This is a genomic window from Aurantimonas sp. Leaf443 (genome assembly GCF_001425575.1).
Classification (GTDB): domain Bacteria; phylum Pseudomonadota; class Alphaproteobacteria; order Rhizobiales; family Rhizobiaceae; genus Leaf443.
Genome location: NZ_LMRD01000012.1, coordinates 94,069 through 115,060, shown reverse-complemented (window position 1 = coordinate 115,060; position 20,992 = coordinate 94,069). Strand labels below are relative to the sequence as shown.

21 protein-coding genes are annotated in these 20,992 nt (G+C 69.0%); 15 read left to right on the top strand and 6 right to left on the bottom strand.

The genetic code is table 11. The features are described 5' to 3' along the window. Positions 1–33: 33 nt before the first annotated feature. Positions 34–330, bottom strand: coding sequence for an accessory factor UbiK family protein (locus ASG48_RS16940; protein ID WP_055852655.1), 297 nt, complete (start codon positions 328–330; stop codon positions 34–36). A gap of 237 nt (positions 331–567) precedes the next feature. Here ASG48_RS16940 and lgt point away from each other — a divergent pair, with 237 nt between their 5' ends. The 12 genes from lgt to ASG48_RS16880 all read left to right on the top strand — a co-directional run bounded on the left by lgt (position 568) and on the right by ASG48_RS16880 (position 11,201). Further along, positions 568–1,446 carry a prolipoprotein diacylglyceryl transferase gene (gene lgt, locus ASG48_RS16935; RefSeq protein ID WP_055852652.1) on the top strand — a complete coding sequence of 293 codons (879 nt, stop codon included), beginning with the start codon at positions 568–570 and terminating at the stop codon, positions 1,444–1,446. Next, positions 1,443–2,564, top strand: a complete 1,122-nt coding sequence (locus tag ASG48_RS16930) for an SAM-dependent methyltransferase (protein WP_244486936.1) — start codon at positions 1,443–1,445, stop codon at positions 2,562–2,564. The genes lgt and ASG48_RS16930 overlap by 4 nt, the downstream gene beginning before the upstream one ends. A gap of 74 nt (positions 2,565–2,638) precedes the next feature. Then, positions 2,639–3,400: a peptidoglycan editing factor PgeF gene (pgeF, locus tag ASG48_RS16925; RefSeq protein WP_055852771.1), complete on the top strand. Its 762-nt coding sequence runs from the start codon at positions 2,639–2,641 to the stop codon at positions 3,398–3,400. Between the two features lie 7 nt (positions 3,401–3,407). Further along, entirely contained in the window at positions 3,408–4,559 is a 1,152-nt protein-coding gene (locus tag ASG48_RS16920) for a Xaa-Pro peptidase family protein (protein ID WP_055852649.1), read from the top strand. A gap of 181 nt (positions 4,560–4,740) precedes the next feature. Then, positions 4,741–5,376, top strand: a complete 636-nt coding sequence (locus ASG48_RS16915; protein ID WP_055852646.1) for a hypothetical protein — start codon at positions 4,741–4,743, stop codon at positions 5,374–5,376. A gap of 182 nt (positions 5,377–5,558) precedes the next feature. Continuing rightward, positions 5,559–6,491, top strand: coding sequence for a ribose-phosphate pyrophosphokinase (locus ASG48_RS16910; protein WP_055852643.1), 933 nt, complete (start codon positions 5,559–5,561; stop codon positions 6,489–6,491). Between the two features lie 97 nt (positions 6,492–6,588). Next, positions 6,589–7,125: a hypothetical protein gene (locus ASG48_RS16905; RefSeq protein ID WP_055852640.1), complete on the top strand. Its 537-nt coding sequence runs from the start codon at positions 6,589–6,591 to the stop codon at positions 7,123–7,125. A gap of 204 nt (positions 7,126–7,329) precedes the next feature. Beyond that, complete coding sequence (locus ASG48_RS16900; protein ID WP_055852637.1) at positions 7,330–7,986, top strand: 50S ribosomal protein L25/general stress protein Ctc; 657 nt, start codon at positions 7,330–7,332, stop codon at positions 7,984–7,986. A 162-nt stretch (positions 7,987–8,148) separates the two neighbouring features. Next, a complete protein-coding gene (gene pth, locus ASG48_RS16895; protein ID WP_055852635.1) occupies positions 8,149–8,862 on the top strand; it encodes an aminoacyl-tRNA hydrolase in 714 nt (237 codons plus the stop codon). A 111-nt stretch (positions 8,863–8,973) separates the two neighbouring features. Continuing rightward, complete coding sequence (ychF, locus tag ASG48_RS16890; RefSeq protein ID WP_055852631.1) at positions 8,974–10,077, top strand: redox-regulated ATPase YchF; 1,104 nt, start codon at positions 8,974–8,976, stop codon at positions 10,075–10,077. A 204-nt stretch (positions 10,078–10,281) separates the two neighbouring features. Next, positions 10,282–10,734: a MaoC family dehydratase gene (locus ASG48_RS16885; RefSeq protein WP_055852629.1), complete on the top strand. Its 453-nt coding sequence runs from the start codon at positions 10,282–10,284 to the stop codon at positions 10,732–10,734. Then, positions 10,731–11,201 (top strand): MaoC family dehydratase, encoded by a 471-nt coding sequence (locus tag ASG48_RS16880; protein WP_055852627.1) that lies wholly within the window; start codon positions 10,731–10,733, stop codon positions 11,199–11,201. Before ASG48_RS16885 ends, ASG48_RS16880 begins: the two co-directional genes overlap by 4 nt. Positions 11,202–11,280: 79 nt before the next feature. On the opposite strand, the gene ASG48_RS16875 is transcribed toward ASG48_RS16880, so the two are convergent. The 3 genes from ASG48_RS16875 to petA all read right to left on the bottom strand — a co-directional run bounded on the left by ASG48_RS16875 (position 11,281) and on the right by petA (position 14,182). Continuing rightward, positions 11,281–12,159: a cytochrome c1 gene (locus tag ASG48_RS16875; RefSeq protein ID WP_055852767.1), complete on the bottom strand. Its 879-nt coding sequence runs from the start codon at positions 12,157–12,159 to the stop codon at positions 11,281–11,283. A 146-nt stretch (positions 12,160–12,305) separates the two neighbouring features. Further along, entirely contained in the window at positions 12,306–13,601 is a 1,296-nt protein-coding gene (locus ASG48_RS16870) for a cytochrome b N-terminal domain-containing protein (protein ID WP_055852626.1), read from the bottom strand. 20 nt (positions 13,602–13,621) lie between these two features. Next, on the bottom strand, positions 13,622–14,182 hold the full coding sequence (gene petA, locus ASG48_RS16865) for a ubiquinol-cytochrome c reductase iron-sulfur subunit (RefSeq protein WP_055852624.1): 561 nt from the start codon (positions 14,180–14,182) through the stop codon (positions 13,622–13,624). Positions 14,183–14,727: 545 nt separating this feature from the next. On the opposite strand from petA, the gene ASG48_RS16860 reads away from it, so the two are divergent. From ASG48_RS16860 to ASG48_RS16850, 3 genes are read left to right on the top strand one after another with little or no spacing between them, the layout of a single operon-like run. Next, a complete protein-coding gene (locus ASG48_RS16860; RefSeq protein ID WP_348271152.1) occupies positions 14,728–15,993 on the top strand; it encodes a pilus assembly protein TadG-related protein in 1,266 nt (421 codons plus the stop codon). Between the two features lie 2 nt (positions 15,994–15,995). Further along, the gene (locus ASG48_RS16855; RefSeq protein WP_055852618.1) at positions 15,996–16,517 is read left to right on the top strand and encodes a TadE/TadG family type IV pilus assembly protein; all 522 of its coding nucleotides are present in this window, start codon (positions 15,996–15,998) and stop codon (positions 16,515–16,517) included. Position 16,518: 1 nt separating this feature from the next. Further along, the gene (locus tag ASG48_RS16850) at positions 16,519–17,103 is read left to right on the top strand and encodes a TadE/TadG family type IV pilus assembly protein (protein ID WP_055852615.1); all 585 of its coding nucleotides are present in this window, start codon (positions 16,519–16,521) and stop codon (positions 17,101–17,103) included. 6 nt (positions 17,104–17,109) lie between these two features. Here the strand turns inward: ASG48_RS16850 and ASG48_RS16845 are convergent, their stop codons facing one another. Next, positions 17,110–19,026, bottom strand: a complete 1,917-nt coding sequence (locus tag ASG48_RS16845) for an ABC transporter ATP-binding protein (RefSeq protein WP_244486935.1) — start codon at positions 19,024–19,026, stop codon at positions 17,110–17,112. Continuing rightward, positions 19,026–20,891, bottom strand: coding sequence for an ABC transporter ATP-binding protein (locus ASG48_RS16840; protein WP_082529557.1), 1,866 nt, complete (start codon positions 20,889–20,891; stop codon positions 19,026–19,028). The genes ASG48_RS16845 and ASG48_RS16840 overlap by 1 nt, the downstream gene beginning before the upstream one ends. Between the last annotated feature and the right edge of the window lie 101 nt (positions 20,892–20,992).

Here is a 20,992-nt window from a genome sequence, read left to right as displayed (position 1 = left end):
GCCTCGGCCGAAGCCGCCGCCGGCCGCGTCGCCTCAATAGGCGGGCGAGCTCGGCGGCGTCGGGACGCTGCCGGCGGCGGCCATTCTGGCCTCCAGCTCGTCGAGCCGCTTCTTCAGCGCCTCGTTCTCCATGCGGGCGCGGGCCGCCATCTCGCGCACGGCGTCGAACTCCTCGCGCTGGACGAGGTCCATCGTGTTGAGGAGGCGTTCGCCCTGCGAGCGCACCGCCGTCTCTAGCTCGCGCTTGACGCCCTGCGCCGCACCGGCGGCGTCCGTCATCATCCGCGCGAACTCGTCGAGCACGCGGTTGGGTCCCCGGGTGGTGGTCATGGACAGTCTCCGATCAGGCGGTTTCTCACCTTCGAGGTAGGCAGAGGGCGCCCGCTTGGCAATGGCGGCCTCGCTTGACCGTGGCAGGGCGAGCGGCCAATGTCCCGCCGCCTCCGCCGGGTGGCCCCGGCGCGGCCGCCGCGGGCCTTCGGCGAGGCACCGGCCGGCCGCGCGACAGCGGCCGCAAGGCCGGTCCATGAGCCGGGGCCGGCGCGCCCCGAAAGCTGCGGCGGACCGATGTTTCCCTATTCCACGCTCGGGCTTCTGACCTATCCCCAGATCGACCCCGTCTTCCTCGAACTCGGCCCCCTGCAGCTGCGCTGGTACGGCCTGTCCTACGTCGCCGGCATCCTGTGCGGCTGGCTCTACGGGCGACATCTCGCCGGCACGCCGCGCCTGTGGCCCAACGGCGTCTCGCCGATCACCCGCACCGACATCGACGACTTCATCCTCTACATCACGCTCGGCATCGTCCTGGGCGGGCGCCTCGGCTCCGTCCTGTTCTACGACTTCGCCCGCTACATCGAGGAGCCGCTGGCCGTGTTCCGCGTCTGGGAGGGGGGCATGTCCTTCCACGGCGGGCTGATCGGCGTGACGGTGGCGATGGCGCTGTTCTGTCGCAACTACAAGGTCCCGTTCTGGAGCCTCGTCGACGTCGTCGCCGCGTCCGTGCCCTTCGGCCTGTTCTTCGGGCGCATCGCCAATTTCATCAACGGCGAACTCTGGGGCGCCCCGACGAGCGTGGCCTGGGCCATGGTCTTCCCCGAGGCCGGCCCCGAGCCGCGCCACCCGAGCCAGCTCTACGAGGCGGCGCTCGAGGGTATCGTGCTCTTCCTCGTCCTGCGCCTTCTCACCCACCATTTCCTGATGCTGCGCAAGCCGCGCTTCGTGGGCGGGGCGTTCATCTTCCTCTACGGCTGCGCGCGCATCTTCGTGGAGTTCTTCCGCATGCCCGACGTGCAGCTCGGCTATCTCTACGGCGGCTGGCTGACCATGGGCATGGTGCTCTCGATCCCGATGCTCCTCGTCGGTCTCTGGGGCATGGCGAGCGCGCGCACGCGCGTCTACGAGCCCAAGCCCGTCGACGAGGCGCGGGCCGGGACGGCGCGGCCGTGAGCCGGGCCGTCCAGGGCGATCTGGCGGGCCGGATCGCGGACGAGATCGCGCGGCGCGGACCGATGACGATCGAGCGCTACTGGTCCCTGGCGCTCCTCGACGAGGCGGCCGGCTATTACACGACGGCCGAGCCCTTCGGCCGCGGCGGCGACTTCACCACCGCGCCCGAGATCCACCAGATCTTCGGCGAACTCCTCGGCGCCTGGGTCGCGAGCGCGTGGATGGCGCTCGGGCGCCCGACGCCCTTCGTCCTCGCCGAGATCGGGCCGGGGCGCGGCACGCTGATGGCCGACATGCTGCGCACGCTGCGCTCGGCGGCGCCCGCCTGCCTGAAGGCCGCCGAGATCCGCCTCGTGGAGGTGAGCGACCGTCTCGCGCAGGTGCAGGCCGAGACGCTGTCGCGCTTCGACCTGCCTCTGCGCCACGTCCGGCGCCTGGAGGAGATCGAGGCCAGACCGACCATCCTCGTCGCCAACGAACTCCTCGACGCGCTGCCGATCCGGCAGTTCGTCCATTCCGGCGGACGCTGGATCGAGCGCTGCGTGGTGCGCGAGCGCAAGACAGGCGCGCTGGTCTTCGAGGTGGCGGGCGGCGAAGCGCGCATCGATCCCGCCAAGCTCGGCCTCCCCGTCCCCGCCAAGGGCGACATCGTCGAGCTTTCGCCCTCGCGCGAGCGCCAGACGGCGGCCATCGGGGCTCGGATCGCCGCCCATGGCGGGGCCTGCCTCCTCATCGACTACGGCCATGCGCGGCCGGGCTACGGCGACACGCTGCAGGCGGTGAAGGACCACGGCTTCGCCGATCCGCTCGAAGCGCCCGGCACGGCGGACGTGACGAGCCATGTCGATTTCCATTCCATCGCCCGCGAGCTGACGGCCGCCGGGCTCTCGGTCTCGCCCACGGTCACGCAGGGCGACTTCCTCCTCGCGCTCGGGCTGAACGAGCGCGCCGGCGCGCTCTCGCGCGGCAAGGCGCTCGGCGAGCAGGATTCGATCCGGGCCGCCGCCAAGCGCCTGGCGGGCCCCGGCGCCGGCCAGATGGGACGCCTGTTCAAGGCGATCTGCGGCGCCAGCCGCCCGCTCGCCCTGCCCCCGTTCGGGCTGCGCCCGGCCGATTGACTTCGCGGGGACCCTCGCCCACCATCCCCGCCATGTCCGAACAACGCGTCGTCTCCACCGCCCTTGCCGGCCCCATGGTCCTGCGCGCAGCGCAGCTCGACCGGCCGGCCGTGTCCCACGGCTTCTTCACCCGCTGCGGCGGCGTGTCGGCCGGCCTCTACGAGAGCCTCAACGCCGGCATCGGCTCGCATGACGAGCCGGAGGCGGTCGCGGAGAACCGGCGGCGCATGGGCGCCGAACTCGGCTTTCCCGGCCAGGACATCGTCTCGCCCTGGCAGACCCATTCGGCGACGGCCGTCACCGTCGACGCTCCCTTCCCGGCCGAGCGGCCGCGCGCCGACGGCATCGTGACCGCGACGCCCGGCCTTGCCATCGGCGTCGTCACCGCCGATTGCGGCCCCGTCCTGTTCTGCGACGCGGCGAACGGCGTCGTCGGCGCCGCCCATGCCGGCTGGCGCGGGGCGCTCGGCGGCGTCCTGGAGGCGACGATCGAGGCGATGGAAGCGGCGGGCGCCGCGCGTTCCTCCATCGTCGCCGTGCTCGGCCCCACGATCACCCAGGCGAATTACGAAGTCGGCACGGCGATGATGGACGAGGTCCTCGCGGACGATGCATCGCGCGTCCGTTTCTTCGCGCCGGGCGAAGGCGCGGACAAGCGCCAGTTCGACCTGCCCGGCTTCATCGTCTCGCGCCTCGCGGCCGCCGGAACGACGGCGCACTTCATCGGCCGCTGCACCTATGGCGAGCCGGGGGCCTTCTTCTCCTACCGCCGCGCCACACATCGCGGGGAAGCCGATTACGGGCGTCAGCTCTCGGCGATCGCGATCCGGAGCTGAGGCGACGATGCTGCATTTCGACAGAGACGAATTCGAGACCCGCCGCTCGCGCCTCATCGCGCGCATGGCCGAGGAGAAGCTCGACGCCATCCTGCTCTTCGCGCAGGAATCGATGTACTGGCTGACCGGCTACGACAGCTTCGGCTTCTGCTTCTTCCAGTGCCTCGCGGTGAAGGCGGACGGCGAGATGCGCCTCCTCACCCGCTCGGCCGACCTTCGCCAGGCGCGCCACACGTCCATCATCGAGACGATCCTCGTCTGGCGCGACCGGGGCGCCGCCGATCCGGCCATCGAGCTGCGCGACATGCTCGACCAGATGGGGCTACTGGGCGCGCGCATCGGCGTGGAATGGGCGACGCACGGGCTGACGGCCGCCAACGGCCGGGCCGTGCAGGAGCGCCTCGGCTCGTTCGCCTCGCTGAAGGACGCGTCCGGCCTCGTGCCCGCGCTTCGCGCCGTCAAGAGCCCGGCCGAGATCGAGAAGGTGCGGCGGGCCGCCGAACTCACCGACGAGGCCTTCGAGGAGGCCCTGCCGCTCATCAGGCCCGGCGCCGACGAGGGCGAGATCCTCGCCGCCCTGCAGGGCTCGATCCTGCGCAAGGGCGGCGACTATCCGGGCAACCCGTTCATCGTCGGCTCGGGCGCCGACGCGCTCCTGTGCCGCTACAAGTCCGGCCGCCGCATCCTCGACGGGCAGGACCAGCTGACGCTGGAATGGGCCGGCGCCTTCTCCCAATACCATTGCGCGGCGATGCGCACCGTCGTCCTCGGCAGCCCGACGGACCGCCATCTCGAACTGCACGACGCCGCCAAGGAGGCGCTGCAGGCGGTGGAGGCGGCGATGCGGCCGGGCAACAGCTTCGGCGACGTGTTCGACGCCCATTCCGCCGTCATGGAGGCGCACGAGCTCATTCGCCATCGGCTCAGCGCCTGCGGCTACTCGCTCGGCGCGCGCTACGCCCCCTCCTGGATGGACACGCCGATGTTCTATGCCGGGAACGCGGCGCCCATCGAGCCGTCCATGACGCTCTTCGCCCATATGATCATCATGGATTCCGACAGCGGCACCGCCATGTGCCTGGGGCGCACCTATCTCACGACCGAGGGCGCCCCCGAGCCGCTCTCGCGCCTGCCGCTGGAACTCAGCGTCGTCGTCTGAGGCCCGCCGAGACCGGCGGGGGTCGACGGCTTCTTAACCGCTTCCTGCGATCCTCCGGCCTCGCGCCCGCTCCGCCCCGGAAGCGGGCTTTCGCGGCCGTATCCCTCCGGAGACCGGCTGCGCGAAACCGGCGGCAGCGGCGCTCGCGAGGGCCGTCCGCCGAAGTTCGAGAGGTCCGCCGGTGTCCGCGCCGATCAACCGTTTCCATCTCCTGGCGCTCGCCGCGCTGCTCGCCCTGCCCGCCTGCACGCGCTCCGATCCGACGGCGGCCCTCTCCTCCGGCCTCGTGCCGCGCGGCGAGATTTCCGGCGGTCTCGAACCGATGGGCGGCCCGCCGACCCTTTCCGCCGGCATGCCCGTCAGCGACACGATGGCGACGGGCTCGACCCAGGCCATGGCCCCGACGCAGGTCGCCGCCCTCGCCCCGGCCCCCTCGCCCGCCGGCGCGATGGTCGGCGACGTGCAGTTCCTGCCCGTCGTCGGCGCGCCGCCGGCCAAGGCCGAGCTTCTGGCGGGCGCTCTCTCGCGCAACGCCGCCGCGCGCGGCATCGTCATCCGCCCCGCCGCGGGGCCCGTCGCGGCGCTCCGCCTGAAGGGCTACTTCTCGACGCTGACCGAGGGCCGGCGCACCATGCTCGTCTATGTGTGGGACGTGCTGGACTCGAGCGGCGCGCGCCTCACCCGCATCTCCGGCCAGGAACCGGCCTCGGGCACCGGCGGCTCCGATCCCTGGTCCGCCATCGGTCCGCAGACGATCGACGCGGTCGCGGCCAGGACGCTGACGGAAGCGGCCGGGCTCCTCTCGCGCCAGGGCTGACCCGGCGCCCCGTCCGCCTGCCGGTCGAAGCCGGAACCACGACGCATCCCGCATCGCGGCAAGGGAATGGTTGAACTTTCGACCGATCTTGCTAAGAGCCCACGTGCCCGCCCTTCCGGGGCTTGGCGGCCCCGCCGCCGTCCCGCCCGGTCCGGCCCGGAAAAGACATCGGAACGAATGCGATGAAACTGTTCAGCGGCAATTCCAATCGCGTCCTGGCGGAGGCGATCGGAAAATACATCGAAGTGCCGCTCGGGCAGGCGATGGTCCGGCGCTTCGCCGACCAGGAAATCTTCGTCGAGATCCAGGAGAACGTGCGCGGCGAGGACGTCTTCCTCGTCCAGTCCACGGCCTATCCCGCCAACGATCACCTGATGGAACTCCTCATCATGATCGACGCGATGCGCCGGGCCTCGGCCCGCCGCATCACCGCCGTGCTGCCCTATTTCGGCTATGCGAGGCAGGATCGGAAGGCCGGCGGCCGCACGCCGATCTCGGCCAAGCTCGTGGCCAATCTCATCACCGAGGCCGGCGCCGACCGCGTGATGACGCTGGACCTCCATGCCGGCCAGATCCAGGGCTTCTTCGACATCCCGACCGACAACCTCTTCGCCGTGCCGCTGATGGCGCGCGACATCAAGGAACATCAGGAACTGTCGAACCTGATGATCGTCTCGCCGGATGTCGGCGGCGTGGTGCGCGCGCGCGCCGTCGCCAAGCGGCTCGACGCCCCGCTCGCCATCGTCGACAAGCGCCGCGACCGGCCGGGCGAGTCGGAGGTGATGAACATCATCGGCGACGTGACGGGCCGCAACTGCATCCTCATCGACGACATCATCGATTCGGGCGGCACCCTGTGCAACGCCGCCGACGCGCTGGTGAAGGCCGGGGCGCTGAGCGCCTCCGCCTACATCACCCACGGCGTGCTCTCCGGCGGCGCGGTGCCGCGCATCACCGCCTCCGCCCTGCACGAGCTCGTCATCACCGACTCCATCCAGCCGACCAAGGCGATCCTCGGCGCCCGCAACATCCGCGTCGTGACCACCGCCAACCTCATCGGCGAGGCCATCGCCCGCACCGCCTCCGAGGAATCGGTCTCCAGCCTGTTCGACTGAGGGCTGCGGCCAGCCATCGGCCTCGCGACGCGTCCGCGCTCTTCCGCGATCGCCCGTCTCCAGTGTAGTCTCCGGCACCCCTGTGGAAGGTCGAGAGATGGCGAGACGGCGCGTTTCGGTCTTCACCCGCATCGTGTTCGGGAGCCTCGCGCTCCTGGCGGTGTTGCTCGGCATCGGCCTCTCGACGCGCGAGGCGCCGGGCGACAAGCCCTACATGGTCGTCGCCGGCTCCGGCTTCATGTTCAATTACCGCATCGCCGAGGCGACCTACGGCTTCACCGCCGAACTGCAACGGCCGGTGAAGGCCTTCTCGCGCATCGTCGCGCAGTTCGAGGACCCGGCCGGCGGGCCGCCGATCGTCGTCGCGCAGACGCTCTATCCGCGCACCACGCGCTACGGTATCCAGACCCCGCCCGTCACCGGCGTTGAGCGCGGCAAGCCCTATCGCGTCAGCGTGCGCCTTCTGCAGAACGGCGACGACGCCGTCCTGTTCGAGAAGGAGTTCACCGTTGCCTCGCAACTGCCGAGCACGGTGATCCCGCCGGCGCCGCTGACCATCGGCCCGGGCTACAGGCGCAATCCGGCTCTGCCGGACGGCTGGAAGGGCACCGGGGCGTCGCAGGGAAGCGGCTGAGCCGACAGCGCGCCGCCGCACCCCCTCGCCTTGCCCGAAGGGCAGCATTGCGCTAAGGACGCGGCGTCCGCGCGGACACCCTTGGAGGCAGCGCGGAGAGGGCGTTCCGGCAACGGCGCGCCTTTCGTCGTTGGACCACGGGCCCGGATCTTCCGAACCCCGCCGCCTTCGACCACCTCATTTCTGAACGAAGGAAACCAGTCCATGAGCGAGACCTACACGGTCACCGCCGAGGCGCGCGAGAAGGTCGGCAAGGGGGCCGCCAGACATCTTCGCCGCAACGGCATGATTCCCGCCGTCATCTATGGCGGCAAGCAGCAGCCCCTCCCGATCGCGATCCCCTACAAGGAAACCTTCCTGCGTCTGCACGCCGGCGGCTTCCTGACGACGATCGCCACGATCGAGGTCGGCGGCCAGAAGATCAAGGTCCTCCCCAAGGAGTACCAGCTCGATCCCGTCCGCGACTTCCTCACCCATGTCGACTTCCTGCGCGTCTCCGAATCGACCCGCGTCACCGTCGGCGTGCCCGTTCATTTCGAGAACGAGGACGAGGCGCCCGGCCTGAAGCAGAAGGGTGGCGTGCTCAACGTCGTCCGTCACGAGATCGAGGTCGAGGCTCCGGCCGGCTCGATCCCCGAGGGCTTCACCCTGGACCTGACGGGTCTCGACATCGGCGATTCGATCCACGCCTCGGCGCTCAAGCTGCCGAAGGGCGTCGAGCTCGCCATCGACGACCGCGACTTCACCATCGCGACGATCGTGGCGCCGGACATCCTCGAGGAAGAGGACGAGACGGAAGAGGCCGCTGCCGACGAGGTCGAGGCGACCGAAGTCTCCACGGACGACAGCGACGAGAAGTAGGCTCCGGCGGCCCCCGCCTGCCGGGGGCCTCTCGGACAGACGACAGGCGGGAGCGGCCGATGGTGCGCGCTCCCGTTTCGCCGTCCGGCGGCGCGGCGCGTCCGCCCGGAGGCCAGGATGGATGCCCGGACGAACCGGCGCTCGACGAACGAGGGCGGAGCGATGCTCCTGATCGCAGGTCTCGGAAATCCCGGCCCCCGCTATGCCGGCAACCGCCACAATATCGGCTTCATGGCGCTGGACGAGATCCATGCGCGGCACGGCTTCGGCCCCTGGTCGAAGAAGTTCTCCGGCGAGATCTCCGAAGGTTCGATCGCCGGCACCAAGGTGCTGCTCCTGAAGCCCCAGACCTTCATGAACGAGTCCGGCCGCTCGGTCGGCGCGGCGGCGAGCTTCTTCAAGATCGCGCCCGCCGACATCGTGGTCCTGCATGACGAACTCGATCTGCCGCCCGGCAAGGTGCGGGTGAAGACCGGCGGCGGCAATGGCGGCCATAACGGGCTGCGCTCGATCGATGCGCATCTGGGCAAGGACTATCGCCGCGTGCGCCTGGGCATCGGTCATCCCGGCAGCAAGGAGGCGGTGAACCCGCATGTCCTCGGCGACTTCGCCAAGGTGGACCGCGAATGGCTGGCCCCCCTCTTCGAAGCGATCGCCCGGCACGCCGACAGCCTCGCCGCCGGCGACGATGCCGGCTTCATGAATCGCGTCGCGCTTACGGCCAATGGCGGCGAGCCCGCCGGCGCCAAGGGTTCGGCGAAGACGGCCGCGCCGGCGCAGAGCCATATCCGGCAGGCCCGCCCCGCCGGAACATCCGCCATTCCCGGCTCGGGCCCCATGGCCGACATGCTGAAGCGCATGTTCGGCAAGGACTGACGAGCCGCACGCCCCGTCCCGCGCCCGGCGGTTGACCGCCCGTGCGACAGACTTCAAACACCGGCACGAGACGCCGCTTCTGCGCGGCCCGTGAGACCGAAGGATACCCAGATGGGCTTTAAATGCGGGATCGTCGGCCTGCCCAATGTCGGCAAGTCGACCCTCTTCAATGCGCTGACGAAGACGGCGGCCGCGCAGGCCGCCAACTATCCGTTCTGCACGATCGAGCCCAATACGGGCGATGTCGGCGTTCCCGACCCGCGCCTGAAGGACATCGCGAAGATCGCCAAGTCCGCCAACATCATCCCGACGCGCATCACCTTCGTCGACATCGCCGGCCTCGTGCGCGGCGCCTCCAAGGGCGAAGGGCTCGGCAACCAGTTCCTCGCCAATATCCGCGAGACGGACGCCATCGCGCATGTCCTGCGCTGCTTCGAGAATGACGACATCACCCATGTCGAGGGCCGGATCGACCCCGTGGCCGACGCGGAGACGGTCGAGACCGAGCTGATGCTCTCCGACCTCGAGAGCCTGGAGCGGCGCGTGGTCGGCGTGCGCAAGAAGGCGCAGGGCAAGGACAAGGAGGCGCTTGCCGCGCTCCCCGTGATGGAGGCGGCGCTGGAGCGCCTGCAGAAGGGCGAACCCGCCCGCACGCTGCTCGCCGATCTCGACGCGGACGGTCGCCGCGAGCTGCGCACGCTGAACCTCCTGACGTCGAAGCCCGTCCTCTATGTCTGCAACGTGGCGGAAGAGGATGCCGGGACCGGCAACGACTATTCGCGCGCCGTCGAGGAGATGGCCAAGCGTCAGGGCGCTCGCGCCGTCGTCATCTCGGCAGAGATCGAGGCGGAGATCGCGCAGCTGCCGGAGGGCGACGTCGCCGAATATCTCGAGGCGATCGGCCTCGAGGAGCCCGGCCTCGATCGCATGATCCGCGCCGGCTACGAGCTGCTCGAGCTCATCACCTATTTCACCGCCGGCCCGAAGGAGACGCGCGCCTGGACCGTGCGGCGCGGCTCCAAGGCCCCGCAGGCGGCCGGCGTGATCCACACCGACTTCGAGAGGGGCTTCATCCGCGCGCAGACCATCGCCTTCGGCGACTTCACGACGCTGGGCGGCGAGGCGGCCGCCAAGGAAGCCGGCAAGGCCCGCGACGAAGGCAAGGACTATGTCGTGCAGGATGGCGACGTGATGATGTTCAAGTTCAACACCTAGGTCAGGCGCGGGCGCCAAGCCCCTGCCCTAATTGAGCGTCCTGCCCGGCGCGCCCGTTCCGAACAGGAGCGGGCGCGCCGCTCGTTTCGGCGGCTGCGCTGGCGATGGGTCCTGTTGCTCGCGGCCCTGCAGGCGAGCGCTCGCGGCGCCACTCGAAAGCGATGAAGCTCCGCCTATCTCCGTTCGGCGACGAAGGGAGGACCGATGCGCGCATTCGAAGATTTCACGGAGGGCCTGGAATTTGCCCTCGGGCCTCATCCCGTCGACCGGGCGGAAGGCTTGGCCTTCGCCGCCGAGTTCGATCCGCAGCCCTTCCATCTCGACGAGAACGCCGCCGAGGCCAACCTCCTCGGGGGCCTGTCGGTTTCGGGCTGGCACACCTGCGCGATGATGATGCGCATGATGTGCGACAGCTATCTCCTCAACTCCACCTCACAGGGCTCGCCCGGCATCGACTATGTCCGCTGGCTCGCCCCGGTGCGCCCCGGCGACACGCTGAGCGGCACCGCGCGGGTGGCGAGCGCGAGACTGTCGGCCAAGCGCCCGACGCTCGGCATCGCGACGCTGGAGACGCGCCTCGTCAACCAGACCGGGGCCACCGTGCTGGAAAGCCGCTACGCCCTCCTGCTCCTGACGCGGCAAGGTGCGGCCGCATGATCTACTGGGATTCGATCGAGGTCGGCCGCGAGTTCGCGCTGGGAACGCATCTCTTCACGAAGGAGGCCATCCTGCGCTTCGCCGCGGCCTACGATCCGCAGCCCTTCCATCTCGACGAGGACCGGGCCAGGGCGTCGCTGCTCGGCGGGCTCTGCGCGTCGGGCTGGCACACGGCGGCCGTCGGCATGCGCCTCAACATCGAGACGCGCCATGCCGCGCTGAAGGCGCTGGCGGAGGCCGGCCACCCCGTGCCCGCGCTCGGCCCCTCGCCGGGCGTGCGCAACCTGCGCTGGCCGCGGCCGGTCTTCGCCGGCGACACGATCGCCTATTTCATGACGGTGACGGAGAAGCGCCTTTCGAAGAGCCGACCCGGCCTGGGGATCATCGAATCCACGACGCGTGCCCAGAACCAGGACGGCGAGCCCGTCTTCGGGTTCGAAGCCTCGGTCTTCCAGCCGCTCGGCTGACCCGCCGGGACGCGGCTCTCAAACGAAAAAGGGGGCCACCGGGGCCCCCTTCCTCGAACCGATCCGGGTCAGGCACGCCTCAATGCGGCACGCCCGCATAGACCCGGCGCTTCACGGCGTAAAGCAGGCCGGCAAAGACGACGAGGAAGACGAAGGCCACCATGCCCGTCGCCTTGCGCTCCGCCAGATGCGGCTCGGCGGCCCACATCAGGAAGGCAGAGACGTCGCGCGAATACTGGTCGACCGTCTGCGGCGCGCCGTCCGAATAGGTCACCTGACCGTCGGAGATCGGCTGCGCCATGGCGAGCGCGGGGCCACCAATATAGTAGGGGTTGTAGTGGGTCCCCTCCTGGATGGTGATCTCGGCCGGCGGCTCCTCGCCATAGCCCGTCAGGAGCGCGTGGATATAGTCCGGCCCGCCCTCGGCATATTGCGTGAAGATGTCGAAGACGAAGGTCGGGAAGCCGCGCTCGACGGCGCGCGCCTTGGCGATCAGCGAGAAGTCCGGCGGGGCCGCGCCGTTATTGGCGGCGGCGGCCGCTTCCGGATTCGCGAAGGGCGACGGGAAGCGGTCGGTCGGGATGCCGGCGCGCTCGAACATCTCGCCTTCGGCGTTCGGCCCGTCCTGGACCTGATACTCGGCCGCGAAGGTCTTAATCTGCGCCTCGTTGTAGCCGAGCGCCTCGAGATTGCGGAACGAGACGAGGTTCATCGAGTGGCAGGCCGAGCAGACCTCCTTGTAGACCTGCAGGCCACGCTGGAGCTGCGCCACGTCCCAGTGGCCGAACGGGCCGGCGAAGCTCCAGTTGAGGAGTTCCGGCTTCTTCAGCGGGTAGTGCGGCGTCGCATGCTCGCCGGCGGCGGCGCCGTGATCGGCGGCCTCTTCATGCCCGCCCTCGGTCTTGCCCTCGCGCACGTCGCTGGCGGCGGCCGCATCCGCGCCCTCGGCGGGCGCCATCGGCGCGACACCCTCGGCGGGCGCCTGCGCGGCGGGCGCGGCGGCCGGAGCGGCCGCCTCCTGCGCATAGGCGGGGAAGGCTGCGAGGCCGGCGACGAGAAGGGCCGGAAGGAGCCGGTTCATGGTGGTGTCCCTCAAGCGCCGCATCAGCCTTTGGTCTCCGGGGAAGCGGCCGCACCCTGCGGCATGGCGTGGGCGCCGGTCTTGCCGAGCACGGCGTCCGCGATCGAGTTCGGCAGCTTCAGCGGCTTCTCGACGAGGCCGAGCACCGGCAGGACGACGAGGAAGTGGCCGAAATAGTAGATCGTGCCGACGAGCGCGAGAGCGGGATAGATGCCCTCCGCCGGGCGCGAGCCGAGCCAGCCGAGGAAGACGGCGTTGGCCGCGAAGATCCAGAAGAAGATCTTGTAGACCGGCCGGTAGGCGGTGGAGCGCACGCGGCTCGTGTCGAGCCAGGGCAGGAAGAACAGGATGATGATCGAGCCGAACATCACCAGCACGCCGCCGAGCTTGGAATCGATCGGGCCGATATTGAAGGTGATGGCGCGCAGCATGGCGTAGAAGGGCAGGAAGTACCATTCCGGCACGATATGCGCGGGCGTCTTCAGGGGGTTCGCCGGGATGTAGTTGTCCGGGTGGCCCATGTAGTTCGGCAGGTAGAAGACGAAATAGGCGAAGACGGCCAGGAAGGCGACCATCGCGAACGCGTCCTTGATGGTCGCGTAGGGCGTGAAGGGCAGCGTGTCCTTCGACGACTTCACCTCGACGCCGGTCGGGTTGGTCTGGCCGGTGACGTGCAGGGCCCAGACATGCAGGACGACGACGCCGGCGATCATGAAGGGCAGCAGGTAGTGCAGCGAGAAGAAGCGGTTGAGCGTGGCGTTGTCCACCGCGAAGCCGCCGAGGAGAAGCTGCTGGATCGGCTCGCCGATCAGCGGGAAGGCGGTGAAGAAGCCGGTGATGACCGTGGCGCCCCAGAAGGACATCTGGCCCCAGGGCAGCACGTAGCCCATGAAGGCGGTGGCCATCATCAGGAGGAAGATGATGACGCCGAGGATCCACAGGACTTCGCGGGGCGCCTTGTAGGAGCCGTAGTAGAGGCCGCGGAAGATGTGGAGATAGACGGCGATGAAGAAGAAGGAGGCGCCGTTGGCATGCATGTAGCGCAGCAGCCAGCCCCAGTTCACGTCGCGCATGATGCGCTCGACGGATTCGAAGGCGAGGCCCGTGGCGGCGGCGTAGTGCATGGCCAGCACGACGCCGGTCAGGATCTGCGAGACCAGGAAGATCGCGAGAATGCCGCCGAACGTATAGGCATAGTTCAGGTTGCGCGGCACCGGATAGGCGATGAAGCTGTCATAGACGAGGCGCGGCAGCGGAAGGCGGGCATCGAGCCAGCGCATCGTGCCGTTCGTCGGGACGTAGGACGAGGGACCACTCATGTTCGGATGCTTCTCCCCGCTCAGCCGATTCGGACGATGGTGTCGGACGTGAATTCGAACGGCGGCACGGCCATGTTCTCCGGCGCCGGTCCCTGGCGGATGCGGCCCGCCGTGTCGTAGGACGAGCCGTGGCAGGGGCAGAACCAGCCGTCGTAGTCGCCGGCCTGGCCGAGCGGGATGCAGCCGAGATGGGTGCACACGCCCACCATCACCAGCCACTTCTCCTTGCCCGGCGCCGACCGGTTCTCGTCGGTCGCCGGCGCGTCGGCGGCGATGTTGGCGTTGCGCGCCACAGGATCCTTGAGATCGGCGAGCGGAACGGCCTTGGCCTCCTCCACCTCGGCGTCGGTGCGCTGGCGGATGAAGACGGGCTTGCCCCGCCACTTGGCGGTGATCGACTGGCCGTCGGCCACCTGGCTCACGTCCACCTCGATCTCGGCGAGGGCGAGCGTGGCGGCATCGGGATTCATCTGGTCGATGAACGGCCAGGCGAGCGACGCGGCGCCGACGGCGGCGACGGCGCCCGTGGCGATGTAGAGGAAGTCCCGACGGTTCGGATCGGCGGTTTCGTGCACGCTCACGGCGGTTGCCACTCCTTGAGGCCTCAGTCCAGCGGATCGCTCGAACCGCCTTCGATTTCTGCCGAAACACGAAGACTGCCACAAGAGGCGTATCGCCTCCGAACACGCCCGGTTCCCCGCTAAATTGGACGCGTTCTAGGCGGCGCCCGGAGGCTTGTCCAGCCGCATTGCGGTCGCAAAGTCAACGTGTCGCTCACGGGACGCAGCTGCGCGCAAGGATTTAAGGACGCGCTCGAGCCCTGTTCGAGCCGCGCGGATTTCGCCGCTCCGGCCTCGCCGGCCATCCGCGCGCCGGAACGTCCCTTGCCCGCCCTTCGCGGCCTCTCGCTCCGTAAAGGACCGGCCGATGTCCGTCAGGCGCGACGGATGCTGCGTCGAATTACAGAAGACGACTTAAGCCGAATGATACCTTCCTGCCCCTAGTGTCGTCGCAACGAGCTGCATCGATGGCGAAAAGACAATCCGAGATGGTATCCTTGTCGCGCTTCATGGGGTCGTTCGTTTGCGGTGCGCTCTCGCGGTTCGCGCGCGATCGCCGAGGCAACGTGTCCGTCATCGTCGTGTTCTCCATCCTGCCGATGCTGATCTGCGTCGGCGGCGGGCTCGACGTCGTGCGGACCTACAATGTGCGCGTGAAAATGCAGGCCGATCTCGACGCCGCGCTCGTGGCCGCCGTGCGGGAACTCGGCACGAGCGACGAGGCGAAGATCCAGACGAAGGTCCGGCAGTGGTTCGAGGCGCAGACGGCGGCGAACGACGGCGCCTACACGCTGGGCGCGATCACGATCGACAAGGCCAACCAGAGCATCTCGGCCAAGGCGTCGGGCTCGGTCGGCACGAGCCTGATGAGCCTCATCAATGTCGACGAACTGCCGATCGACGTGCGGGCCTCCGTGCGCGGGCCGTCGACCTCCTATCTGAACGTCTACATCGTCGTCGACAACTCGCCCTCGATGCTGCTTGCCGCCACCAAGGCAGAGCAGGATCGGATGCAGGCCAAGATCGGCTGCGCCTTCGCCTGCCACACGCCCGAGGGCACGCGCACGGTGGACGGCATCACCTTCTCCGACAACTACACCTATTCCCAGGCGGCCGGGATCCGCCTGCGATCCGACGTGGCCGTGGACGCGGCCACGAAGGTGATCGACCTCATCGACGTCGCCGACAAGGAGCACCGGGCCATCAAGGTCGGGCTCTACACGGTGGGAGACGCCGCCAAGCAGGTGCTCGCCCCGACCTTCTCCACCGCCACCGCCCGGACCAAGCTGAAGAGCAAGACGGACGGCATGAACGGCGCGACCGCGAGCACGGCCACCTATTTCGACAAGTCCCTGCCGCAGCTTCAAGACTTCGTCGGGACGGCGGGCGACGGCAAGACGGCCGACCAGCCGCTCAAGCTCGTTCTCTTTCTCACCGACGGCGTCCAGTCGCAGCGCGAATGGGTGTCGACCAATCGGTGGATCGGCCGGCAGGTGGCCCCGCTGAACCCCGCCTGGTGCGCAGGGATGAAGACCAACAAGGCGACGCTCGGCGTGCTCTACACCGAATACCTGCCCATGACCTGGGACTGGGGCTACAACGCGACGGTCGGCAACAGCATGGCCGCGGCCGACTGGAACGCCGTCTATGGCGGCGTGATGCGCAGCGGCGTGCGGGGCTCGACCACGCGCCAGGCCTATCTGCCCTATGCGCTGGAGGACTGTTCGAGCTCCAAGGACCTGTTCATCTCGGCCGCTTCGCCGACCGCGATCACGACGGGGCTCGCCAAGATCTTCAACACCTATCTCGGCACCGTGCGGCTGACGCAATGAGGATGCGCCCTTCCGCCCTCCTCCTGCGGCGCCTGGTCGGGGAGACGCGCGGCGCCACCGCGATCGAGTTCGCGCTCGTCGCCCTGCCGCTCTTCATCATCCTCTTCGCGATCTTCGAGATCGCCATCCTGTTCTTCATCTACGCCTCGCTCGACGGTTCGCTCGTGCGGGCCGCACGCCTCATCCGCACCGGCGAGGCCGCCGCCGCCGGACTGAACATCTCGCAGTTCAAGGAGAAGATCTGCCAAGGCCTGCAGCTGTCGTTCGGCTGCCCCCAGAACCTGCGCGTGAAGGTGGACATCGTCTCGGACCTCATGGCGGTGGCCGGCACCCAGCCGGTCACCAACGGCAGTTTCTCGATCCAGGAGAGCTTCGACATCGGCAAGGGCGGCGACTACATCATCGTGCAGGCCTTCCTGCCCTGGTCGCGCCTCGCCGATCTCTACAGCCTGTCGAGCGTGCGCACGGCGCAGGACGAGTATGTCATCGTCTCCTCCACCATCTTCCGCAACGAGGCCTTCTGACATGGCTATCCGTCCCCTGCCGCTCCTGAGGCGACTGGCGGCGGACCGCAGAGCCGTCTCGGGCGTCGAGTTCGCGCTGTTCCTGCCCATCCTCCTCCTCATCCTGGCGGCGACGGTCGACCTCGGCTACGCCTTCACGGTGAGCCGCAAGCTCACCCAGATCATGACCACCGTCTCCGATCTCACGTCCAACCAGTCGGAATGGACGGAGACGGAGATCCTGCACATCCTGAAGGCGACGAGCTACATCGTGCAGCCCTACGATGCCGGCACGCTCGTCATCGCGCTGACCGTGGTGGACGCGCCGGTGGCGGGCCAACCGAAGGTCGCCTGGGGAAAGACGTTCAAGGGCGCGACGCCCACCGCCCTCGTCGCCGGGCCGGCGCCCGGGACGGTGTCGGAGGTGAGCGTTCCGGCGGCGGTGCGCAACGACACGTCCCAGATCATCGTCGGGCGCGTCACCTACACGCTGTCGACGCCCTTCTCGAGCCTCTGGTCGCCGCTCACCGGATCGGGCGACGGCTACCGTTTCGACCGCTTCGCCTTCGCCCATCCCCGCGTCAGCGACAAGATCGCGCTGAAATAGGCCGCTTCAGGCGAGGACAGGCTCTCCCTCGACGGGTGCCGTGCCGGACGCGTCGATGAAACCGCCCGACTGGCGCTTCCACAATTGCGCGTAGAGGCCGCCGCGCGCGATCAGCTCGCCATGGCTCCCCTCCTCCACGATCCGCCCGGCGTCGACGACGACGAGACGGTCCATCGCGGCGATGGTGGAGAGGCGATGGGCGATGGCGATCACGGTCTTGCCGGCCATCATGCGCGTGAGATTCTCCTGGATCGCGGCCTCGACCTCGGAATCGAGCGCCGAGGTCGCCTCGTCGAGGACGAGGATCGGCGCGTCCTTCAGGAGCACGCGGGCGATGGCGATGCGCTGGCGCTGGCCGCCAGAGAGCTTGATGCCGCGCTCGCCGACATGGGCCTCGTAGCCGCGCCGGCCCTTGGGGTCGAGGAGCGTCGGGATGAAGGCCTCGGCATTGGCGTCGCGCGCGGCCCGTTCGACCTCCTCCATCGTGGCGCCCGGCTTGCCGAAGGCGATGTTGTCGCGGATCGAGCGGTGCATCAGCGAGGTGTCCTGCGTGACGACGCCGACATGGGCGCGCAGCGAGGCCTGCGTGACGCCGGCAATGTCCTGCCCGTCGACGAGGATGCGCCCGCCCTCGACGTCGTAGAGGCGCAGGAGAAGGTTGACGAGCGTCGTCTTGCCGGCGCCCGAGCGGCCGACGAGGCCGACCTTCTCGCCGGCCCGCAGCGTCAGGTTCAGTCCGTCGATGACGCCGGCGCCCTTGCCGTAATGGAACGTCACGTCCTCGTAGCGGATCTCGCCATGCGGGGCGACGAGGGGGCGGGCGTCCGGACGGTCCACCAGCGTCGGCAGCTTGGTCACGGTCGCCACCGCGTCCTGCACGGTGGCGTAGTTGCGGACCAGACCGTTGATGTTGAACATCATCCAGCCCGACATCTGGTTGAGGCGCAGGACGAGGCCGAGCGCGGTGGCGACGCCGCCCGCCGAGACCGAACCCGCCTGCCAGCCCATCACCGCGATGGCGCCGATGCCCGTCATCATGAAGCCGTTGAGCACGGCGACCGCCGCGCGCACCGCCGTCAGCGCCCGCGTCGTCTGGCGCGTCGTCTCGACGAGATGGGTGAAGCCGTCGCGCACGAAACGGTCCTCGCGGCGTGAATCGTCGAAGAGCTTCACCGAGAGGATGTTGGTGAAACTGTCGACGACGCGGCCCGAGACGATGGAGCGCGCGTCGGCGCTGGCGCGGCCGTATTTGCGGATCTTCGGCAGGAGGTTGCGCACGATCCAGGCGTAGCCGAGCGACCAGACGCCGAGGATCGCCCCCATGCGCCAGTCGATGGCGCCCAGGATCGTCACGGTGAGAAGGATGAAGGTGACGAAGGACCAGAAGGTCTGGAGGACGGTGGTGACGAAATCGCCCGTCGCCTGACCGACCTGCTGCACCTTCTGCCCGAGCCGGCCGGCGAAATCGTTCTGGAAGAAGGTATAGGCCTGCTCCATCAGCCGCTTGTAGCTCTGCCAGCGGATGCGGTTGTAGAAGCTCGGCGAGATCACCTGCTCCTCGAGGATCGAGGCGGCCACGAGCACGACCGCGCGCCCGATCAGCGTGACGAAGACCAGCCAGCCGATGAGGAAGGCGTTGTCGGACAGGAAGGTCGCGGGCGTCGAGCGCCCCAGCGCGTCCACCAGCCAGCCGACGCCGGTGAAGAGAAGCACCTCGATGCCGCCGGTGAGGCCGCCGGTGACGAGAAGCCCCACGAGCGGCCACTTCGCCTGCTTGGCGAAATGCCAGATGAAGGCGTTGGTCTCGGCCGGCAGAGGCTCGAGCCGGCCGACGCGGACGGCCCCGTCCGCAGGCGCGCCGGGATCGCCGTCGTCCTCGAAAGGGTCGAGAATGTCCTCGAAACGCTTGAGGAAACCGTCCATCACTCGGCGGCCCTGAGGTCGTCGCCCTCCTCGGCGTCGGGCGCCAGGAAGCCCCCGGCCTGGCGCTGCCAGAGCTGCGCGTAGAGGCCGCCCTTGGCCAGGAGCGCGGCATGGGTGCCCTCCTCCACGATGCGGCCGCGATCGACGACGACGAGCCGGTCGAGCGCGGCGATGGTGGAGAGGCGATGGGCGACGGCGATGACGGTCTTGCCCTCCATCAGGCGGTAGAGATTGCCGGCGATCGCCGCCTCGACTTCCGAATCCAGCGCCGAGGTCGCCTCGTCGAGGAGAAGGATCGGCGCGTCCTTCAGCATGACGCGGGCGATGGCGATGCGCTGGCGCTGGCCGCCGGACAGTTTCACGCCGCGCTCGCCCACTTCCGCGTCGAGCCCGGCGCGCCCGCCGTGGTCGCGCAGCGCCTCGACGAAACCGTGCGCCTCGGCGCGCGAGACGGCGCGGCGCAGGGCGTCGTCGTCCGCCTCGGGCCGGCCGTAGAGGATGTTCTCGCGGATCGAGCGATGCAGGAGCGCGGTGTCCTGCGTGACCATGCCGATCGCCCGGCGCAGCGATTCCTGCGTGACGGTCGAGACGTCCTGCCCGTCGATGCGGATCGAGCCGGCATCGACCTTGTGGAAGCGCAGGAGAAGGTTCAGGAGCGTCGACTTGCCGGCGCCCGAGCGGCCGACGAGCCCGACCTTCTCGCCCGGCGCGATGGACAGGTCGAAATCCCGCAGCACGGCTTCGCCGGAGCCGTAGCCGAAACTCACCTTCTCGAAGGCGATGGCGCCGCGTTCGACCTTGAGCTCGGTCGCGTCCGGCCGATCCTCGATCGAGCGCGGGATGCCGAAGGTCGCCATGCCGTCGCGGATCGTGCCGATATTCTCGAAGAGCGCCGAGACCTCCCACATGATCCATTGCGACATGCCGTTGATGCGCAGGACGAGGCCGATGGCCGCCGCGATGGCCCCGACGCTCACCATCGCGTCCAGCCACAGCGCGATCGCCATGGCCCCGACGCCGAAGAGAAGCGCGGAGTTCAGAAGCGTCAGCGAGACGAAGAAGAGGTTCACCAGGCGCATCTGCCCGTTCACCGTCGTCAGGAAGTCGCGCATCGAGCCCCGCGCGAAGGCCGCCTCGCGCCGCGTATGGGCGAAGAGTTTGACCGTCGCGATGTTGGAATAGGCGTCGACGACGCGGCCGGTCATCTGGGCACGCGCGTCGGCCTGCGCCTCCGCCACGCGGCCGAGGCGCGGGATGAAATAGGCCAGAAGGCAAGCGTAGAGCACGGCCCAGGCGAGGAAGGGCAGCGCCATCCACCAGTCCGCCGCCGCCACCAGCACAACGACGCCGGTGAAGTAGACGGCGACGTAGAGGAGGACGTCGATCGACTTCATCACCGCCTCGCGCAGGGCGAGCGCCGTCTGCATCAGCTTGGTGGAGATGCGCCCGGCGAACTCGTCCTGGAAGAAGGCGAAGGACTGGTCGAGCAGCCACCGATGCACCTGCCAGCGGAAGCGCATCGGAAAATTGCCGGCCAGCGCCTGGAAGGTGAAGAGTCCCTCCGCGAAGACGAGCGCCGGCAGCACGACGAGGATGAGGAAGCCCATCGCCGCCAGCTGCCAGCCGCGCTCGGCCAGGAAGGTCTCGCGCGACACGCCGGAGAACCAGTCGACGATCTGGCCGAGGAAGCCGAAGAGCGAGACCTCGATGATAGAGATCACGACCGTGAAGAGCGCGACGGCGAGGAGCTTCGGCCAGACCGGCCGGCACCAGAACCAGACGAAGCGCCAGAGGCTGTCGGTCGGCGGCGTCTTCGCCTCGCCTTCCGGGAAAGGATCGACCATGCGTTCGAAGAAGGCGAACATCGACAAGAAGGCAGTCCCTCTGCGGCTCTCCGGGGGTCGGGCCGCATTTTCGATCAGGCGCCGTCTCTCGTGACGGACGGCATGGCGGGCGCGGCGAGGCT